This window comes from Nitrososphaera sp. (assembly GCF_050748925.1).
Classification (GTDB): Archaea; Thermoproteota; Nitrososphaeria; order Nitrososphaerales; family Nitrososphaeraceae; genus Nitrososphaera.
Map to the genome: position 1 here is coordinate 1 of NZ_JBOGQF010000019.1, position 18,323 is coordinate 18,323.

Sequence of the window (18,323 nt, forward strand, 5' to 3'; positions counted from 1 at the left end):
GCATTAGGTATCTTACTTTCGTAGAATCCATGTGCGTTCAGGATATTTACAAGAAGAATTGAGTTAAGGGAAACGGCGGATAGCAGGTTCCAGCAGGGACAGCGAGGTAATGTTCCTCTATTCCGGCCTAGCGCGTACAAAATTCTTTAAAATCATTGCAGCGAACAGTAATCGGCATTGGGCATAGTCACATGGATAATTGTTATAGTTGCCATACTAGCGATAGTTGGCATGGGTCTGGGTACTTTTCTGTCAGGCGTATGGTCAGGGGCCCAAAAGATCGGCTCTAATTCTTTTGTACAGAACGTGACTCAGGAGGCAAAAGACCTTGCCAAGGGAACTGCCATGAACGCGACGGATTCCATAATCAGATAGCAACAGTCATACGGCGCAAAGCCGCACAGGCGGCGTTGCTTGCACCTGTAATGAAGTTCATTGGCACCCCATGCCGCAGGCTGCTTGCAGGAGATGGCATCACCACCGTTGACTTTACCGTCAACAATGCGCACGGGATATTTGACAGGCTTTCCATCGACGCGCGGGCGGCAAAAAAGAGCGCGCCGGCGATTGGCGACAGCTTTGGCATCGCCAAGAACCTGGACGAATACCAGTACAGAATCGGCTCCTTGCTCCCGTCGCTTGCCGACTCGAACCCGGCCAAAATCCAGCTGCAGAAATACAGGATAGCAATCATTGCATCTTTTGCTGCGCTGGTGGCGACGATAAAATCAGGAGCAAGCACGGCAGAGTGGAACGTCCATGCGCGTGCGCTGCTTGTGGGAGCATCGGACCTTTACGTCGCGGCAACCTCGGGCCAGGACATGCAACCGGCAGGGGCAGGCGGTGCGTTTTCGTTCTTTAGAGTCCCGGAGCACGAAGTCGAAAGAGCGGTAAAGTCGATGTACGGCTACTAGGCATCAGGCAAGTGAAATTGCGCCAGCATGACGCACTATATTTTCTTCATGCAGCTAGCTTTTCACGCAGATCTATGCTGAGCTGCCTTTTATCGGCACGACTGCAAATAGCATGTATGAGAGCAAACGAGTCTCCTCGCAGGTGCAAGTGCAAAGAATGCATGGATGTGGACGGCCTGCTGCGCGAATTTGACCTGCCAGACATAGCAGGTACCCGGGGCAAAATTGGCGCGATATCGGTAGCCCAGTGAAAATCAGGCCCTACTCATCCAAAGACTTTCGGGCCCGAACGCACGAACTTTCTGTAGGGTTGGCTGTACCCCTCTTTATGCGATATTTCTATAAAAGATTTCTCTTTATGGAAACTAAGGTTTACACTTGCCGTTTAGAGTACTGTACCTAAGCTCCAGCTATAGTTGTGGGTATACGAATCAGCGCATGGAATTCATGGCACCGCGCAAAAGGGTGTGGCATATTTGTAAAGAACGGCAGGTCCAAGACGCGCGGGGTTGCTGGAAGAGCCGCGTATTTAGCAAAAGCACGCGGTTTCCGAATGTCATGTGTATGAATCTTCTATAAGATATCACCGTACCACTTTTAAGCGATGAATCGCGATAGGCATTGACGTTTGCATGAGCAGCATAAAGTACAGGGTGAACCACAACCCAATATTGTATAACCACCTGACAAAGATGTACCATGTGGGCCGCAGGTTCTTTCACACCTATAGCGACGCCAAGGCCAACCAGTGGCAGTGCGACAAGTGCAAGATGGCCTTTTCAAGTTTCAAAGAGCTGAAGACGCACAAGACCGGCAAGCACTCTTACTAAGAGGTGCTTACAGAGTTTATCCTCCATATTACAGATGCAGACGAAGATCCATACAACGAACGTTAGTTGGCAATGAATATGGAATTGGTTTTGATAGTGATCAAGCACGGAGACCAGCCTGACAAGAATGATTGTTGGATCAGAAATGTGCAATACACGGAGGTACAAGGCTCTAACTGGCTACCTAATGGCGGAGATAGCTGCAGGAAAAAGATAGTTGGGCGGTAGTCACTACCGACCTTCTGCAGATAGATAGTCGCCCTGACAAGCTCTGCAGGCTTTGTCAGCGAGATCTCGCTAGCAAGGTGATTAGTACCTATTGTCTCTTCTGAAGGAGAGGTCGTGGGTCATAAACTAACTTGAGAGAACGCATTTTCTGATCCTCTACATGATACCAACCACTAGCTAACAAGGTTATAGGCCCCGCAATGACATCATTGAAGACGCAGACATCGTTTCCATCCGTGAAGATCTTCTTAATGTCGAATTTTAACTGCTGCTGTTCCACACCTTTGAAGTATGTTTCTGCGCTATCAGCGGATCCAGGAGGACTTGTGAACGAAAAGTCATCGCTCACGTAGCTTCTGGCAGATTTGAAATCCCTATCGTTCAGAGACTCCAGAAAAGAAATCACGATTTCCTTTGCGTTCATTGCAGATTCATTCTTTTGCATGACACTCCTTCTGGAGCCTTGAATTTATCTTCTCGTTAGATCCACCTTTCGATTTAGGGAATCTTATATTCAAGCTGGGCGTGAACTAATTAGTGGACTCGAAAGACTTTCAGCTCCTTGTAGCGCTAGATGACAATGCACGCCAGAGCTACCAGTCATTAGGCAGGCGAGTCTCGCTCTCTGCTCCTGCTGTTCGAGATCGTCTCGAGCGCTTAAAGAGTAAAGGGGTTCTCCAAGGATTCATGTTAACGATAAATCCAAGTGTGTTTGACCGCGTTGGTCTCTTGTTATTCTTTCATGGAAAATTCCAGCGAAAGACGGCACAAGCGGCAGTCGCTGCACCAGACGTATCTTGGGTAAGCTTGAAACTGGATGGACAAATGATTGTGGGGCTATGGGCTAAAGATGAAGATAAGAGTGCTGACTATCTCACAAATATCTTGGGGACAAAACCATCTGGACGAGCTTTCCAGCCACACAGGAAGAGTGCACCGGTTTCAATTATTGATCTATCCGTAATGGATGCTCTAGTTGATGAGCCCAAGTTGTCAATTGGCGAACTCGTGAAGTCCACTGGGCTAAGCCCAAAGACTGTACGCAAGCACCTTAATCTGCTCTTAGAGACGAAAACGATTTCCATAGAGCCTCTTCTCGGCGCACTGACAGATTCAGGCGAGCTGATATATCCACTGGTAATTGCTGGGAGGGTCAGCATGGATGAGGTACGAAGAATAATGGGCGAGACCGCCCTAACACACCATACTCTCGAACCGCCGATGAAACATGTGCTTTGCAAAGCAAGCTCCCTGGCGGATGTGATAACTAAGACCCGCCAGCTGGAGAACGTTCAGGGAGTCAAGTCTGTCACGATGTCCCTGAATCTGGAGGTGTGGGTCTCTGTAGACCTCAGACACTCCCTAATCAGGGAGGAAATTAGAAAGTTGGAAAAGGATCGAGTGGCCTAGCGCTGCAGTAGCTGAACTTTACGCGGAGGACAAAATCTCGATTTCTTATTCTTCGATTACCGCAAGTTTGCCAGCACCCAAGTTGAAGCAGAAACTCCCGCCATAAAGCGCGCGGGAAAAACTCCCGAGATCGAAGAAGAACCATCATTGTCTTTTTATGATTGGCCTTCTGGCCAGATGTTAGACGAATAACGAAGGTTTTTTATCGAATTTCCAAGAATTTAACGTACTTATGATGAAGTTTATTCTCCTGCCAAGAGATATAAAACGGCCGGCTCGCACTGAACGCAAGGGGGCCGTTGTCTAGCTTGGCAGGATGCCAGCCTCGGGCGCTGGAGGTCGCTGGTTCGAATCCGGCCGGCCCCACTCTTGTTTAGGGGTATATAGATAAGGGTCATGATTTTTCTGATTTTACGTTGATTGCCGAATATCGGAGAATAATAGCTTTCTGCAATTAAGTATGGAAATCTTTTTATCTTTTTTACTATAACAGATCTCCATAAATACGTCGTAAGTCGAAAGCTAGCGATGTTTGAACAGGCCTTGCTTCAACTTTCAGACTCCTTGGTAGGAAGCCTAATCGGAGGAAGTGTGGCGGCAGCGGTTGTCACGGGAATCTTCACAGTTGTTACATAGCGCCGCTATTCCAACTGCCGTGCCGGCGGTGACGTTTATGGCCCAGTTTGTAAAAAAAGGCAGGTCCTGGTCGCCTGCAAGTACGACAAGAAGGCTCATGCCGGCCGTCGCGACGGCAATCGTTGCGATCAGTTTCTTTCGAGTCGAACCGGTGTCAAACGCATCCAGCACTACTCTTCCACCTTGGCGGCCAGATTCAGGGCTTGCTTGACGCGCTCTATTGCAGATAAGCTGAGATCAAAAGCGGCTTCAATCCTGAGCTCGGCGGCCAGGCTGTCGGCCACTATTGAGAGGATGATGTCGGCGCCCCCGCCTACCATGTCGTGGAGCGCATTTTCGAATTTCACGATGTCAAACTCCTCCGGGGCCATCGGCACGCCGCAGCTGTTTGCATGCCAGAAAAGCGACTGCATGGTAGGCTCGCCAAGCGTCATGAGGGCGTCACGCGTGCACCTCCAGGCAAGTTCCGGAAGACTCATACAGCAAGTCCGGCCGGGAACTATAAAAATAATCCGCGACCAGACTATAAATAAAGCATAAAGCAAGTTTTTGAAGTGCCTTCAGAGGCTGCCAAGACTGTCGCTATAGATGTCGATTCTGTCCTTGCAGACGTGATGCTGGTCTGGGCCGACGAGTACAACTTGCGCAGGAAGGGCAGGATAACCAAAGACAGCATCACGAAATGGGACATCCCCACCATCCTCCCGATAACGCCGGACGACGTCTATAGCTATTTCACGCACGTGTGGAGCAGGCGCTGGACCGAGATCCCGCCCACCGAGCCGAACATCGGGGCGGTGACGAAAAAGATGCACAAGAAGGGCTACCGCGTTTCGATAATCACGAAAAGAGAGAGGCCCACCGTCGCGTACGTGGCAAAGTGGCTTGACTTTCACGACATATACGCAGACGACCTGCTTTTCATATACGACGCGGTGCCAAAGGCAAACTATCCCTTTGACGTGCTGATAGACGACGCGCCCAAGAACCTTGTGGATGTCGTCGCCCCCAAGTCTGCGATACTTTTCAACCAGCCGTGGAACAGCGACTTTACCTGGCCGGTGCGCGTCAGCAAGCTGTCCGAGGCTGAAAAGCTACTCTGACAGCGCTATCAGGGCGCGGTTGATGAGCGCCGACAGCCCAACGTACTGCGTCAGCATCGCGACTGCAGACTGGAAGGCGTCCGGGCCTCGAAAGCCTTCGTCGTACTTCATCTCTATCGAGCCCCTGTCAGTTTCCACCACGACTGTCAGCAGGGAATACTCGCCGAGCAGGTCGTCCGCGCGCTCTACATACTGGCGCATCTCTACCAGGGTTATCGTAAAGCCCTGGTCCTTTTGCGCGCCTGACAGCAGAACCTGCCTTCGGGCAGGCGGGCCCTTTATCCGCCCCGGCTCGACGTCACTTTTTGTAGTCAAGGAACCTGACCCATTCCGGGAACCACAGGTTGCGCTCTTGCATACCGATGCCCTTTGCAAGAACGGACGGCGAGTTGTAATAAACCATGTCGGCGCCGAGCTCTTTTGCAATGCTCTGGTTCAGGGCGTCTATCGAGGACACCTCGCCAACGTACTTGTTTGCCACCAGCTCGCGGTTGTGCGTGTAAAGGCCGACCTGCCGGCCGTCTACTGTAGGGACGTAGCTTACGATGACGTCGATGCGCTGTGCCCCGGCGTTGCGCAGGTAGTATATCGTCTCGCGCGCAGTTGCGCTGGTCTGTATGGTGCCCTGCACGGTGGCTGTCCTGCGGCCCTGCACCAGCGGTTGCATCACGAACTTTAGCGACCGGCCGGTCGTGAGCAATTTGTTCTTGCTGTCCTGCTCGGAAAAGTCTATCATGTTGTCCGAGTCGTCATAGCGGTCCTTGATGACGCCCTCGGCAAGGTCAAAATGCGGGAAATGCCGGCGGTATTCAAGCCCAAAGCCAAGGGCCATCGGCCGGGTATAGTCCGGCTCGGCGTACGCCGAGTCCAGGTCGCCCACCTTCAGGTCGAGGGAGAGGAAATTGGCCTGCTCTTTGCCAATGTTTTTCCTTATCGAGTAGATGCTCTTGCCGCCGAGCGTCGCGACGACGTTTGACTCGCGGATAAACTCAAACGGGTCCATCATCAGCTTTGAATCGTGGCTGGTGGCAACAACCTGCAGGCCGCCTTTCTTGCTCATCTTTAGCAGTTGCCCCGGCTTGACTTCTGCAAACTCCATGTCGATGAGCGACGAGCGGAGCGAGTTTTCAGACGCGATGACGTTGAGCGTCCTGTCCGTTCTGGACGCGGTGACGAGCGGCTTGAAGCCGGTGCTGTCGCGGTATGCATAGACGTCGTCGCCAATCTTGGCCATCAGGTTGCCGCGCAGGTGCCGGTCAAGGAACTCGACGGCCCTGTCCGCGTCCTTTTGCAAGAGCGTGGTAAAGATGTAATAGATCTTGAAGAGAGAATCGGAATCGCGCGCAGGTCCGACGTGGGGGTGCAGGTGTAGCTTCTCGGTGTCCACGAAAAAGCCGTCAAAGGCGGCCTGCATGTTGGCCATGCTGGCAAACGGGGGCGACCTCTTTAGCAGGCAGCCAATGCCTGAAACGCCATTCAATTTTTCCCGGCTGGCCATTTTTAACAGCGCCTCGTCAGGCGGAAGGGACCCTTCGCCGCCGGCAGAGCCGGCCCCCACCATAATCTTCCAGTACGCCTTGCCCCTGTGCTGCAGCATCCGCATGGCGTGGGCAAGGTAATAGTTCACGGCCTTGTTGGGCTCGGACCCGTGGTTGTAAATCGCCACTATCCCTGCCATGTACTACTGCTCCGGAGGGGTTTAGATAAAAATCTTGTCAGAGGGCCGGCGCAAAGGGCTGCTGCTTTTCCTCATAGCGCGCAATGTGGCTTTCAAGCTGCAGGGTCAGCCCGATGCTGTCGAGGCCCTCAAGGAGCAGCTGCTTGCGAAAGCCGTCGACCTCAAAGCGCATCACCTTTCCGTCCACAGTCACGGTTTGCTTGCCAAGATCTATTGTCATTTCAAGGTCGTTTTTGAACAGGTATTCGACCTCTTCTGGCGCAAGCCTCACCGGCAGCACGCCGTTTTTGAAGCAGTTGTTGTAGAAAATGTCTGCAAATGAAGGCGCTATCACCGCCCGAAAGCCATAGTCAAGTATGGCCCACGCCGCGTGCTCGCGCGAGCTGCCAGAGCCAAAGTTGTCCCGCGCAAGCAGTATCTGCCTGCCGGAATATTTCGGGTCGTTGAGCACGAAATCCTTGCGCGGCCTGCCTTCAGAGTCAAAGCGCCAGTCGTAAAAGAGGTACTGGCCAAAGCCGGTCCGGCTTACAAGCTTTAGAAACTGCTTTGGCACAATCTGGTCGGTGTCGACGTTCACCCTGTCAAGCGGGGTCGCCCTGCTCGTTACCGGCGCAAACGGCTCCATCAGAGCCACTCCCTCACGTCGACGAAATGGCCCTCTATCGCAGCAGCTGCGGCCATCACCGGGCTCACTAGGTGCGTCCTGCCGCCGCTGCCCTGCCTGCCCTCAAAGTTGCGGTTTGAGGTGCTTGCGCACCGCTCGCCCGGCGAGAGTATGTCAGGGTTCATGCCGAGGCACATGCTGCAGCCAGACTCGCGCCACTCAAAGCCGGCGTCTTTGAATATCCTGTCAAGACCCAGCTTTTCAGCCGCAGACTTTACCTGCTGCGAGCCGGGGACGACCATCGCCCTCACACTTGGCGACACCCTTCGGCCCTTGACCACCACCGACGCCTCCGCCAGGTCTTCAAGGCGCGAGTTGGTGCACGAGCCGATAAAGACGCGGTCGAGCTTTATACCTGTGACCGGCGTGCCGGGCTCTAGCGCCATGTATTCGAGTGCGCGCTTTGCCGCCTTCAACTCGTTTCCGTTGCCCCGCGCAAACTCGTCCGGGTGCGGCACGCTCTCGTTGACGCTCACGACCATCCCGGGGTTCGTGCCCCAGCTGACCTGCGGCGCAAGCGCCCCCACGTCAAACGTCATCGACTTGTCGAAACTGGCGCTGGCGTCCGTGCAAATGCCCTTCCAGTATTCCACTGCTTTGTCGAACTGCTCCCCCTTGGGCGCGTAGTGCCTGCCCTTAACATAGTCAAACGTAGCCTCGTCGGGCGCGACAAGGCCGGCCCTTGCGCCGGCCTCTATTGACATGTTGCATATCGTCATGCGGTTTTCCATAGACAGGTCTGACATCGCGTCGCCTCTGTATTCTAGGACATATCCGGTGCCGCCGGCGGTGCCGATGGTGCGGATGACGTAGAGTATCATGTCCTTGGCAGTGACAGCATGCTTGTTTTTGCGCCTGCCTTGCAGGTTTATCGCAAACGTCTTAGGCCTGTCCATCCAGAGCGTCTGCGTTGCCAGCACGTGCTCTACCTCGCTCGTGCCTATGCCAAGCGCAAAGGCGCCAAACGCGCCGTGCGTCGACGTGTGGCTGTCGCCGCACACTATTGTCGTGCCGGGGAGCGTGAGCCCGAGCTCCGGGCCGATGACGTGTACTATGCCCTGGTCTGGGCTGTGCATGTCGTAAAGCGTGATCCCAAATTCCTTGCAGTTTTGCGCAAGGGTCCTTATCTGCGTCGCGGATACCTGGTCGACTATAGGCAGCGACCGGTCGCTCGTGGGCACGTTGTGGTCCATCGTCGCGTAGGTCAAGTCGGTCCGGCGCACCTTGCGCTTGCTCATCCGGAGGCCGTCAAACGCCTGCGGCGACGTGACCTCGTGGACCAGGTGCCGGTCAATGTAAAGTAATGAAGGCCCGCCTTCCTTCTCGTAGACGACGTGGCTGTCCCATATCTTTTCAAATGTCGTCCGCGGGGCCAAGCGAGACAAAATTGCACAAAGTACAATATAAAACGAGCAGATAGGTTTAAGTCAGGTTCCAGCGCTTTTCAGCCCATGCACCCTCAGGACAACCGTTATCCGGAGTATATCGCTGAGCAGATAAAGAAGGGGACCACCACCTGCGCCCTTACATGCAAGGACGGCGTGGTGCTTGCCGCAGACACTAGGGCGAGCGCGGGCCTCTTTATCGCCGACAGGCATGTCATGAAGATCCAGAGGGTCGACAGCCACCTTGGCCTTACAATTGCAGGCGGCGTGGCGGACGCGCAGAACCTCGTCGACACGATGCGCTACAACGCCAACATTTACCGCTTCCAGAACAAGGAGCTCATACCGATCAAGTCGGCAGCAAGGCTCTGCTCAAACATACTGTTCAACCAGCGCTATTTCCCGTTCTACGTGCAGCTGATCATGGCAGGATACACAAAGGAGGAGGGTGCCACCATCTATAACCTTGACCTCTTTGGCTCGATTTCGTCTGAAAAGTTCATCTCTACCGGCTCTGGCTCCCCGGTAGCGTACGGCTATCTGGAATCCGAGTACCGCGAGGGCATGAGCGTAGACGACGCGTACAAGACGGCCATGCACGCGATTGCGGCAGCAATCCGCAGGAATGCCGGCACTGGCGACAGCATCAACGTCGTCATCATTGACAAGGACGGCTACCGCGAGCTGCCAAAAGAGCAAAAGGCTGCAGTCGGCGCCGTCTTTTAGATCCTTTTTTAAAAGGACTGGCTACTTTTTGTCCTGCCAGATCCCAAACGTGTTTCCCTGAGGGTCTTCAAGCACGGCAAAGTACCCGTTGGACATTTCCTGCATGCCCTTTACCACCTCTGCTCCTAGCTTCTCCGCCTTTTCAAGGTAGTCGTCTATCGACTCTACGTCGACAAAGACGGTAGGCATCTGCCCTGGCGTCTCTTTTGGCGCCAGCCCGCCGCTGATGTCGGCGTTCTTTATGTACCAATAGTCAGCCATCTCGGACTGCTCAAACTGCCAGCCAAAGAGCGAAGAGTAGAACTCCTTCAGCTCCCCTGCCTCGTCCGCAGGTATCTCGAAATACTCTACGCCGTTTGCCATGCCAATCTGACGAGCCCAAAATTTTAAGGAGGATCGCGCAGGCTGCTGTTACGCACCGGTGATCTCTTTGATGAACAGGCCAGAGTCCATCTTTGAAAAAGACGACAGGTCTATCTTTGCCCCCGGCCTCATTATGTCGCGGATGTGGCTGCCCGCCTCTTTCTGCGTCCACCACTCGTCGCCGAACCTGCCCTGCAGCTGCTTTTCAAGCTCTGCCGCGCGCACGGCCGCCACGAGATAACTTGGCACGTACATTATGGCGTCAGGCAGGATGTGGTGGAGCATCCAGTATTCGCCGGGCGTTTCAAGGCCCGTGTACTCTTGTACCAGTTTCGCATAGAGGTCGCTTGCCTGCTCCATCGACAGCCCCTTGCGCCAGAACTCGGCCTTCATCAGCGAATTGGCAGTGTAAAAGGCGACAAAGAACAATTCCATGAAATTGTTCCTCGCCTCGATGTCGTCAAGTACTTTCTGGTCGGCGACGCCAAGCGACCGGAGATACTTGCGGTTCTTGGTCAGCCTCTCCAGAAATATCGAAAATATCTCTGCCACGCCCATTGAAAACCCATAGCGGTCCTGGTACTCGGCCGCAGGGTCAATGGACGTCGCGTGGACGGCATGCCCCATTTCGTGGTAGCAGCCCTGTAGGTCAAAGTATCGGCTCTCGCTCTTGTAGAGCACCCGGACGTCAGTCGGCACCTGCACGAAAAAGCAGATGGGCGACGGGTACTTGTTCTTGCGGTTCTCTGTGTCAAAGCGAATGCTCGATAAATCAAAATGCATGTCCTCCAGAGTCTTTTTCACCTGGCCCGGCGGGCTGACGCCGGCAAAATGCTTCTCCATGTCTGCATAGACGCGGTTTCTGAAAAAGTAAAAGTCGTCATAGTATTCGGCAGGCCTGCCGAGCACCTTTTTCGACATCTCGGCCAGCGCTTCTCGGAAGGGCTTTTTTGCCTGCCTGCCCATCGATTTCACAAAGTCGAGCAGCTGCGGGCGCGAGAACCTCTCGCTTTCAAGGTAGCCGTCAAGGGGGTTCATCTTGTATTTTGCATAGACGTCGCCAATCGCGTCAAAGCGCCCCTTGATGACCGGCGAGATGTAGCGCGTCTTTTTCACGAAATCGTCAAAGACCTGCTTGCGCCTCTTTGAGTCCTTTTCCACGCTGTTGAACTGCCGCCACGAGCTCCAGTTGACAGTCCGCCTGCCGGCCTTGGTCGCGATCTTTTGGTTGCGCAAATTGTATAGTTTGAGCTCCAGTTTCTTGGTGGACGAGTCGGCCATGTTCTCGACTGCGGACAGCCACAGTTCCCGGGGCCCGTCAAAATTTTCAAGAAAAGCCTGCGCGCTCGTTGCCTTCATCTCTGCCAGTCGCTCGATGACCTTCTCGCTGTGCGCAAGGCCGGCGTACTGGTTAAAGCGCTCGTCAGACTCGGCAATGTAGATCTGCTCGTCAAGCTGGCACCACCGCTGCAGGTTCACAGGCGAAAAGACGGCGCAGGGCGTTAAAAACGTTATAACTTTTGGACGGTCGCGTCAGCTGCTGATTTATTTAAGATTTTGTCCAAACGTTTGGATCAAGCGTTAAATCAATTTTTGCGCCTGCGTACCGCATGGGCCACAGGGCGTCAAGGAGGGACTTTTTGAAGCTGATGGCTGCGTCTGGCCTGGCCATGACATTTGCGCCGTTTGTAGAATGGGGCAAGTACCTACCCAACCCATCCGGGGCGGCGCCGGAAGGCAAGAGCAAGGTGCTTTTAGGCGACGGCTCGCAGGCCAACGTCCATACGTTTCCCGTCAACCACGCAGAGGTAGTAGTCTATCCAGAGTCAGACGACCGTGTCCTGAACAGAGAAGCTTTCCGCACGTGGCAATTCATACGCCTGCCAAAAGAGATGGGCGGCGAAAAGGGCGACGCCAGCGCGTTCAGGATGTACAGCATGGTCTGCCTGCACCTGTGGTGCCTGTGGAAGTACTTTCCAAGAAAGCCGGATCCCAAGGACCCGGGCAGGACGGTCGGCGGCAACGGCCAGTGCCCGTGCCACGGCAGCCTGTACGACGTCTTTACGGGCGAGGCGTATTTGGGGCCGGCGTCCATACAGGGGCCGCCCTCTAACGTCCTCCCGCGGCTTGAACTTGAGGTAGATTCAGGAGGTGGCCTGTGGATACTGCCGCCAAACTGGGACCTGAAAAAGAACGGCATCGTTGGCTACGGCAGGTACCTCTAGTTTGGCTCTGGAACCCTTTTATGTTCAGGACGTGATAATAGAAGTAGGCTCGATAACTTGAGCATTGCAAAGACGATGAGCATCGTCGTCGTGCTTTTTACAGCTCTTACCCTAACCCATGCAGCGTTTGTCGACTATCGCTCCGGCACAGAGACAAAGCAACTGTCCCAGATGCAGTATTTGCAGGCCAGAAAATTCGGCGTCGAGACATCGCAGGTCACTGTCGGCAGGGACTGCTGGCGGGGCAAGATAAGAGAAAAATGGACAGAGGGCGGCCTGGAATGCAGCGCATTCGAGCTCTTGGTGAGGATGCGCGGCGGGCCCACCAGAACGAGACTGCTCCGGCTGCTGACACAGCCCAGGAACAAGCTACAGCTGGCTAACGAGGCAGGCATCGACTGGAAGGCAGTTGACAGGCACGTTGGCAAGATGCTGGAATGCTCGCTTGTCCGTGTGTCCGCAGTCGCCGGCACGTGCACAGTCTATGTGCTTACGGAGAAAGGCATGCGCGCACTTGCAATACTGGATTCTGAAAGTTATTAATAAAATAAAAGAGAAAAGTGGGTGTGCTTACGCACCGGCCATGCCGTTGCGGAGCTCAGTTCCCTTGTGGTCGTCAGAGGCCATCGCAGCGTCCCTGTGCATCTCTGACAGGGCGCAGCCCATCTGGGCTTCTGGCTTGCCACGCCTCATCAGGCCGCGGTAAAGGCCCGCTTCGAGCGTCTGGCCGTGCGCCTGCTCCCACTCCTCGACTGGGATCGAGAACTTCTTCTGTATCCTGTCCCTGTACCATTCGGGGATGACGTTGAAGGCACAGAACGGGATGATCCTCAGGTCCGGTGTCAGGTAGTGTATGTCGCACCTCTGGAGGCGTTCAAGGTCCTCGTTGTACTTGTCCTGGAAGTGCATCATGCCAAGGAACAGTGATCTTACATGCCAGTTGCCGACAGAGTCAAAGTTGCGCTTCAGCAGTATGCTGGAGAACATCTTGGCCAGGTCGAGGCCGTGCGGCTGCTTGTCCTTGTCCACGAACGTCTTTAGCTTCCTGACGACTTCGAGCATCGTCCAGTACCTGTTGGAGCCGGACTTGATCTCGTCGGCCTTTTCTTCAAAGTATTCAAGCACGCCCTTGATGTCGACAAACGATGTCAGCGGAGTCAGCTTCCTCGTCTGGACGTCTTCAAAGACATAGGTGCCTGCGCCGCATGCAAAGTGTATCGAAAGCTCGTACTTTGGCTTTTTGCTGAAAGCCTCGATGATGCTCGTCATGGGCATGCACGAGGGCACCGGGAACCACGAGTCCTTGCTGATCTCGCCGTTTGTCTGCTCCTCGATGCGTTCAATGCAGTCTGGAATAGTTATCCTGTATTTCTCGCGCTCCTTCCTGCCCATCCTGCCTGTCAGCGACACCGGCTGGAAGTTTACCGCGTGCACGACGTCCATGTGCTTTTGCGCGTAGCGGATGATGCCGCCCAGCTCGTGGTCGTTGATGGACTTTATCACAGTCGGCACGAACACGACTGTCATGCCGCATTTGCGTGCAGATTCCAGCGTGTATGGTATCTCCCAGTGGTTCTTGGGGTTCGTCCTTGGCGTGACGCCGTCAAAGGACAGGTAGAGGTTGCTGACGCCGGAGCCCCTCACCTGGCGCATCGTCTCTGGCGACATGGCCAGCTTGATGCCGTTGGTGTTGAGCTGCACGTGGTCGACGCCCTCCTCCTTCATTATCTTTATCAGTTCTGTAATGTCGTCGCGGAGCATCGGCTCGCCGCCGGTGATCTGGATAGAGTTGCCCGCGATTGGCTTTTCTGCCTTCAGGGTCTTCATCATGGCCCTCACCTGCTCGTGGTTTGGCTCGTAGAGATAGGCGCCTTCAAGGCCCTTCTTGACGTAAAAGAAGCAGTACCAGCATGTCAGGTCGCACCTGTTGGTGATGATCATGTTGGAAAGGCCGGAGTGCGAAAGGTGGTTTGTGCAAAGGCCGCAGTTGTTCGGGCACGCGCACTTGTCGATCATTACGTTTGGCGCCTGGGCGCCCTTGCCGTCCATCCAGTAAGTGGAAAATTTCTTGTACATTTCGTACGAGCCAAAGTAAAGCTCCTCGGTCTCGCCGTGTGTCGGGCAGGTCTTTGTCATAAAGACCTTGCCATCCCTTTCAAAGACCTCTGCATCGAGGATCATGTTGCAGTCCGGGCAGATGCTCTGCGTGAACCTTATCGTCTTCCTTGCAGCGACATTCTTGCTCGTTACATTCGAAATCTGAAGTAGCTCCATGCTAGTTCTTACATAAAACGTTCTAGATTTTATATTTAAAGATAACGGTGCAATTACTACGGTGATTAGGGGTTACCAGAGTTGACCCTTTGCTCTCATACAATGATTACTTCTTTATAAAGGGGTTGATGTCCTTTTCTGCCCGTCCAGCTCCTGCTCGCCCTTTTTCAACTCCTTGCGATAGGCAAGAGCTACAGCTATGGTATAGGTCGGGACAAGGTCAGCAAACGGGATGAACTCTACTGCGCCAAAGAGAGAAAACTTGCCTATCAAGGCATAGAGTATCGGAATGGTGATGGCGTCGATGACGTCTCCGATTACAGGAAGCGACCCCATGGCAGTATAGTCAAGCAAGTCAGAAACGATGGCGACGGCAAACGCAACGTAATACCGTAGCACGGTAACAATACGCGATAATAATCAAAAAGACTATTGCATCTGCAAAGATCAGGCAAGCCGTTCCTTTATCTTTTGAAGCAGCTCCGACATCGTCATCGGCTTTCGCATAAAGCATTCAGCTTTGTCATTTGGGAACAGCTTGCTAAATTCCTGGAAATAGTCTTCAAACGCAGAGACAAAACAGACCCGGACGTTCTTGTCCTGCTTCCGTATCTCCCTGTAAAGGTCGTAGCCGGACATTTCAGGCATCCGGATGTCCAGCACTACAAGGTCGTACTTGTCTGCCTTAAAATCAGCCAATGCCCTCAACGGATCAGAAAAAATATCTACGTTTTGGAACCCGGACTTGTTCAGGACCATCTTTACCGTGATGAGAATGTCAAGCTCGTCGTCAACAATCATTACGGCAGGCTGCCTCTGGGCCTTTCCAACCTCGGGAATGGATTTGGCAGTTGTCGACAATCGCATCACCTGTTATGGCATGAGGCAATATGCCATATATTCCTCAAACATGATATGCAGACCATCCCTATTAAACACTTTTAAGAAGAGACATCGACTTGTTGCGGAATTACCCACACCGCTCATGCCTTTAACAGCAGGGATTGCCTGCACATTAAACGCTAGCATATGTTGAAATATAACGGCGTAATAAAACTGGGCAGTTGAGCATTAGCGACAGGTCCAGGAAGGCCATGGAAGATCTCGGCCTGACAGGTTACGAGATAAGGGTATACACGTCGATTTTGGAAGCCGGGGCCATGACGGCAGCTGACATTAGCAAAAAGTCAGGCGTGCCATATTCCAAGATATATGAAGTGTTGAACAGCCTCGAGGAGAAAGGCTGGCTCGAATCAGACAGTTCCCGCCCGCAAAAGTTCTTTCCCCAGTCGCCATCTACGGCGCTTGAAGCCATGAGGATGAGGAGCGAAAACAGCTTTCGGGAAAGCCAGTCCACCATAGTGAGCGAGCTGATGCCAATCTATACAAAGAGCGGCATAAAGGAGAAGCCCGAGATATGGGTCGTCAGGGGGATTTACAACATAGCGGCAAAGGTGAACGACATCGTGCAGAGCTGCCAGCACGAGCTTTTGGTGGCGCTGCCAAGCGTCGCCGAAGAGATCGCCAAGCCGATGCAGCCGATATTGCGGACCGTGCACGAGAAGGGCGTCAAGATAACCGTCCTCGCGTCTGAACAGACGGGCAGCGACACGGTCAAGGCGCTATCAAGGGTCGCGGAAGTGAAACTAAAGAACAGCATGTTTGGCGGGGGCGTCATAGCAGACGGCAAGCACGTCCTGATACTGCTTGGCGAGAGCATGGGCGAAAACGGCATGATAGACCCTATAGCCATATGGGCTGACCACGCGGCGCTGGCAGGCTTTGCAACCGACTACTTCCGCTACCTGTGGGCAGACGCCAAAGCGCAAAAGAAGGACAGATAAGGTTAATAATATTTCATAACAAGTAAACGCGCCTTTGGAGTCTACTGTCAGGAGAAGCGACGATGAAGAGCTCTTTATCGGAACGGCAGGAGCAGAGCACGTCGAGATGTACCTCAAGGCGATATGGTACATACGCGAGAGGGGCGACGAAGTCAAGGTCAGCTCGATTGCCAAGATGCTCGACGTCACCCAGCCTTCGGTAGTCCAGATGCTGCGCAAGCTCGACGGCTCGAACCTTGTCCATTACACCAAGGGCAGCGTGAAACTGACCGACGAAGGGGACAGGATAGGCAAGCAGATGATACGGAACACCCGCCTGCTTGAAGTTTTGATGAAGGACGCGCTAAAGATAGAGATAGACGAAGAGATGGTCTGCGGCATAGAGCACCACATGAAAAATATTTTCACCGACGCGCTGTGCACATTGCTAAAGCATCCCCGGGAATGCCCCCACGGCCACGTCATTCCCCGCGGCCGTTGCTGCACTTAGTTTTTTATGCCTAGCCGCGCAAGCATCATCGGATGGGCAGGCAATGACATGACTAGCCCTACTGATTGGTGAGGAGGATCTTGAGTGAGGAGTTTGCCCGTCCACTAAAATTTCTCACAAGCTTGATAAATAACTACGTGTCTTTCACTATTGGCTTGGTTCAGATAGAAACTACGTGTTCTCTTGAGAGCTTTAGGCAATTCGTCATAATAAGCACCTGCAGATCGTTCATACCTGAAAGCTATCTGCGCGACTTTGAGGTGTTTCCAGAGCGCGAAGAGGGGCCCGGCGCCATCTACATCGAGGCGGCCGACAAGGTGACCCTCAAAAAGCTGCGCGAGATGACCTTTGTGAACGCAAAAGAGATCCTCGGCATCATCTATTCTTCCAAATCTGGCAACACGTCGCTCAAGTGGAGGCAGAACCGCAAGCGCTCCGGCAAGGTGCAGGGGACGGCGTCTCCAAACGCCCTCGTCAACCTGGTGGAGGCCGGCGTGCTGACGCAGGAATGGGTCGACAAGTACATCCAGTCGACGCAACAGCACCCGTCCGAAGGTCAGCAGAACACGGCGCAGCCGCAAGCATGATAGTAAAGCAGAGCACCGCGTCCAACAACGCATACTTTGTGATACCGGAAGACTCGGACGACCTTTTTACGCTCAGGCGCATCGTAGAGCCGGGAGACTATGTCATCGCAGACACGAGCAGGGTTGTCAAGCAGGAAAAAGAGTACGGAAGGCCTGACAAGGGCGAGCGCGTCAAGGTCAGGGTGTCGATTAAAGTCGACAGAGTAGAGCTGGACTCTACTGTCGACAGGTTGAGGATTGCCGGCAACATTGAAAACACGGACAATGAGATGGTGACAAAGGGCACGCACCATGCGCTCTCGCTACAGGCAGGCGACATGATAACCATAGACAAGGACAGAAAGTGGCAGGAAGTCGAGCTGCGGATGCTGAAAAAGTCCGGCGACGGCGCGTCGTTCATCCTCGTGGCAATCGACACGCAGGAGGCGGCGGTGGCGAGGGTTTCAGGCACGCACGCCAAGATAATCCCCAACATCTATTCCGGCCAGAGCGGCAAGCGTTATGCGACCAAGAACGCGAGCCTCGACTCGTTCTTTGGCGACGCGGCCAAGACGGTGGCGTCGGTGCTTGGCGAGACGGACAGGATAATCATCTTTGGCCCCGGCGAGACCCGCAGGCGGTTCTACAACTCACTTGACAAGCACGGCCTGCCCAAGGAGAGGGCGCAGGTGGTCGACGGCGTCGACGTCGCAGGGGAGGACGGGGTCTTTGTCTTCTTGCGGTCGCAGCAGGCAAGAGAGGCGATGGGCGAGAGCAAGATGGCGGCAGTCTCTTCCATGCTGGACCAGGTGATGAGCATGGTGCGCAGGGACGAAAACAGGTTTGCCATGGGGCTCAAGGACATTACAGAGGCCGCGTCCGCAAAGGCAGTCGAGTCGGTGATATTTTCCGATTCCGTCTTCAAGACGGCTGACGAAGAGGCAGTCGTAAAGTTGCTGAACACCATAGAGGGCCACGGTGCAAGGA

At 54.0% G+C, this 18,323-nt stretch carries 25 protein-coding genes and 1 tRNA gene; 14 read left to right on the top strand and 12 right to left on the bottom strand.

Going from position 1 to position 18,323, the window contains the following annotated elements; all coding sequences use genetic code 11:
* The first annotated feature begins 177 nt into the window (after positions 1–177).
* From ACREAY_RS02840 to ACREAY_RS02855, 4 genes are all read left to right on the top strand, one after another.
* On the top strand, positions 178–375 hold the full coding sequence (locus ACREAY_RS02840) for a hypothetical protein (protein ID WP_431754250.1): 198 nt from the start codon (positions 178–180) through the stop codon (positions 373–375).
* 35 nt (positions 376–410) lie between these two features.
* Positions 411–914, top strand: coding sequence for a hypothetical protein (locus ACREAY_RS02845; RefSeq protein WP_431754251.1), 504 nt, complete (start codon positions 411–413; stop codon positions 912–914).
* Positions 915–1,030: 116 nt separating this feature from the next.
* Positions 1,031–1,165, top strand: a complete 135-nt coding sequence (locus tag ACREAY_RS02850) for a hypothetical protein (protein WP_431754252.1) — start codon at positions 1,031–1,033, stop codon at positions 1,163–1,165.
* Between the two features lie 381 nt (positions 1,166–1,546).
* Positions 1,547–1,744, top strand: coding sequence for a hypothetical protein (locus ACREAY_RS02855; RefSeq protein ID WP_431754253.1), 198 nt, complete (start codon positions 1,547–1,549; stop codon positions 1,742–1,744).
* A gap of 316 nt (positions 1,745–2,060) precedes the next feature.
* Here ACREAY_RS02855 and ACREAY_RS02860 read toward each other — a convergent pair whose 3' ends face one another.
* Entirely contained in the window at positions 2,061–2,417 is a 357-nt protein-coding gene (locus ACREAY_RS02860) for a nuclear transport factor 2 family protein (protein WP_431754254.1), read from the bottom strand.
* 92 nt (positions 2,418–2,509) lie between these two features.
* Here ACREAY_RS02860 and ACREAY_RS02865 point away from each other — a divergent pair, with 92 nt between their 5' ends.
* Both ACREAY_RS02865 and ACREAY_RS02870 read left to right on the top strand, forming a co-directional pair.
* Positions 2,510–3,382: a winged helix-turn-helix transcriptional regulator gene (locus ACREAY_RS02865; RefSeq protein ID WP_431754255.1), complete on the top strand. Its 873-nt coding sequence runs from the start codon at positions 2,510–2,512 to the stop codon at positions 3,380–3,382.
* Positions 3,383–3,674: 292 nt separating this feature from the next.
* A tRNA-Pro gene (locus tag ACREAY_RS02870) sits at positions 3,675–3,748 on the top strand.
* Positions 3,749–3,958: 210 nt separating this feature from the next.
* On the opposite strand, the gene ACREAY_RS02875 is transcribed toward ACREAY_RS02870, so the two are convergent.
* Both ACREAY_RS02875 and ACREAY_RS02880 read right to left on the bottom strand, forming a co-directional pair.
* Complete coding sequence (locus ACREAY_RS02875; protein WP_431754256.1) at positions 3,959–4,189, bottom strand: hypothetical protein; 231 nt, start codon at positions 4,187–4,189, stop codon at positions 3,959–3,961.
* Positions 4,189–4,497 (bottom strand): hypothetical protein, encoded by a 309-nt coding sequence (locus ACREAY_RS02880; RefSeq protein ID WP_431754257.1) that lies wholly within the window; start codon positions 4,495–4,497, stop codon positions 4,189–4,191. The genes ACREAY_RS02875 and ACREAY_RS02880 overlap by 1 nt, the downstream gene beginning before the upstream one ends.
* Positions 4,498–4,572: 75 nt before the next feature.
* Between ACREAY_RS02880 and ACREAY_RS02885 the strand changes: the two genes are divergently transcribed.
* A complete protein-coding gene (locus ACREAY_RS02885; protein WP_431754258.1) occupies positions 4,573–5,121 on the top strand; it encodes a 5' nucleotidase, NT5C type in 549 nt (182 codons plus the stop codon).
* Here ACREAY_RS02885 and ACREAY_RS02890 read toward each other — a convergent pair.
* Genes ACREAY_RS02890 through leuC form a run of 4 tightly spaced genes read right to left on the bottom strand, consistent with a single transcriptional unit; the run spans position 5,113 to position 8,839 of the window.
* Positions 5,113–5,436: a hypothetical protein gene (locus ACREAY_RS02890; protein WP_431754259.1), complete on the bottom strand. Its 324-nt coding sequence runs from the start codon at positions 5,434–5,436 to the stop codon at positions 5,113–5,115. The two genes, ACREAY_RS02885 and ACREAY_RS02890, sit on opposite strands and share 9 nt — an antisense overlap.
* Complete coding sequence (locus tag ACREAY_RS02895; RefSeq protein ID WP_431754260.1) at positions 5,420–6,799, bottom strand: hypothetical protein; 1,380 nt, start codon at positions 6,797–6,799, stop codon at positions 5,420–5,422. The genes ACREAY_RS02890 and ACREAY_RS02895 overlap by 17 nt, the downstream gene beginning before the upstream one ends.
* Before the next feature lie 37 nt (positions 6,800–6,836).
* Complete coding sequence (gene leuD / locus ACREAY_RS02900) at positions 6,837–7,424, bottom strand: 3-isopropylmalate dehydratase small subunit (RefSeq protein WP_431754261.1); 588 nt, start codon at positions 7,422–7,424, stop codon at positions 6,837–6,839.
* Positions 7,424–8,839: a 3-isopropylmalate dehydratase large subunit gene (gene leuC / locus ACREAY_RS02905; RefSeq protein WP_431754262.1), complete on the bottom strand. Its 1,416-nt coding sequence runs from the start codon at positions 8,837–8,839 to the stop codon at positions 7,424–7,426. The genes leuD and leuC overlap by 1 nt, the downstream gene beginning before the upstream one ends.
* A gap of 75 nt (positions 8,840–8,914) precedes the next feature.
* Between leuC and ACREAY_RS02910 the strand changes: the two genes are divergently transcribed.
* Positions 8,915–9,574, top strand: a complete 660-nt coding sequence (locus tag ACREAY_RS02910; protein WP_431754263.1) for a proteasome subunit beta — start codon at positions 8,915–8,917, stop codon at positions 9,572–9,574.
* A gap of 21 nt (positions 9,575–9,595) precedes the next feature.
* On the opposite strand, the gene ACREAY_RS02915 is transcribed toward ACREAY_RS02910, so the two are convergent.
* A complete protein-coding gene (locus ACREAY_RS02915) occupies positions 9,596–9,937 on the bottom strand; it encodes a VOC family protein (RefSeq protein WP_431754264.1) in 342 nt (113 codons plus the stop codon).
* A 48-nt stretch (positions 9,938–9,985) separates the two neighbouring features.
* Positions 9,986–11,416, bottom strand: coding sequence for a M3 family metallopeptidase (locus tag ACREAY_RS02920; protein ID WP_431754265.1), 1,431 nt, complete (start codon positions 11,414–11,416; stop codon positions 9,986–9,988).
* 131 nt (positions 11,417–11,547) lie between these two features.
* On the opposite strand from ACREAY_RS02920, the gene ACREAY_RS02925 reads away from it, so the two are divergent.
* Positions 11,548–12,162 carry a ubiquinol-cytochrome c reductase iron-sulfur subunit gene (locus ACREAY_RS02925; protein ID WP_431754266.1) on the top strand — a complete coding sequence of 205 codons (615 nt, stop codon included), beginning with the start codon at positions 11,548–11,550 and terminating at the stop codon, positions 12,160–12,162.
* Positions 12,163–12,219: 57 nt separating this feature from the next.
* Positions 12,220–12,705, top strand: coding sequence for a hypothetical protein (locus tag ACREAY_RS02930; RefSeq protein ID WP_431754267.1), 486 nt, complete (start codon positions 12,220–12,222; stop codon positions 12,703–12,705).
* 27 nt (positions 12,706–12,732) lie between these two features.
* Here ACREAY_RS02930 and tes read toward each other — a convergent pair whose 3' ends face one another.
* From tes to ACREAY_RS02945, 3 genes are all read right to left on the bottom strand, one after another.
* On the bottom strand, positions 12,733–14,436 hold the full coding sequence (tes, locus tag ACREAY_RS02935; protein ID WP_431754268.1) for a tetraether lipid synthase Tes: 1,704 nt from the start codon (positions 14,434–14,436) through the stop codon (positions 12,733–12,735).
* A gap of 114 nt (positions 14,437–14,550) precedes the next feature.
* Complete coding sequence (locus ACREAY_RS02940; protein ID WP_431754269.1) at positions 14,551–14,835, bottom strand: hypothetical protein; 285 nt, start codon at positions 14,833–14,835, stop codon at positions 14,551–14,553.
* A gap of 48 nt (positions 14,836–14,883) precedes the next feature.
* The gene (locus ACREAY_RS02945; protein ID WP_431754270.1) at positions 14,884–15,297 is read right to left on the bottom strand and encodes a response regulator; all 414 of its coding nucleotides are present in this window, start codon (positions 15,295–15,297) and stop codon (positions 14,884–14,886) included.
* A 203-nt stretch (positions 15,298–15,500) separates the two neighbouring features.
* Here ACREAY_RS02945 and ACREAY_RS02950 point away from each other — a divergent pair, with 203 nt between their 5' ends.
* The 4 genes from ACREAY_RS02950 to ACREAY_RS02965 all read left to right on the top strand — a co-directional run.
* On the top strand, positions 15,501–16,280 hold the full coding sequence (locus ACREAY_RS02950; RefSeq protein ID WP_431754271.1) for a TrmB family transcriptional regulator: 780 nt from the start codon (positions 15,501–15,503) through the stop codon (positions 16,278–16,280).
* A 106-nt stretch (positions 16,281–16,386) separates the two neighbouring features.
* A complete protein-coding gene (locus ACREAY_RS02955; RefSeq protein WP_431754274.1) occupies positions 16,387–16,770 on the top strand; it encodes a metal-dependent transcriptional regulator in 384 nt (127 codons plus the stop codon).
* Between the two features lie 155 nt (positions 16,771–16,925).
* Positions 16,926–17,357, top strand: coding sequence for a hypothetical protein (locus tag ACREAY_RS02960; RefSeq protein ID WP_431754272.1), 432 nt, complete (start codon positions 16,926–16,928; stop codon positions 17,355–17,357).
* Positions 17,354–18,323 (top strand): pelota family protein (locus ACREAY_RS02965; RefSeq protein WP_431754273.1); only part of this gene is annotated, 970 nt, incomplete at its 3' end. The genes ACREAY_RS02960 and ACREAY_RS02965, both read left to right, overlap by 4 nt.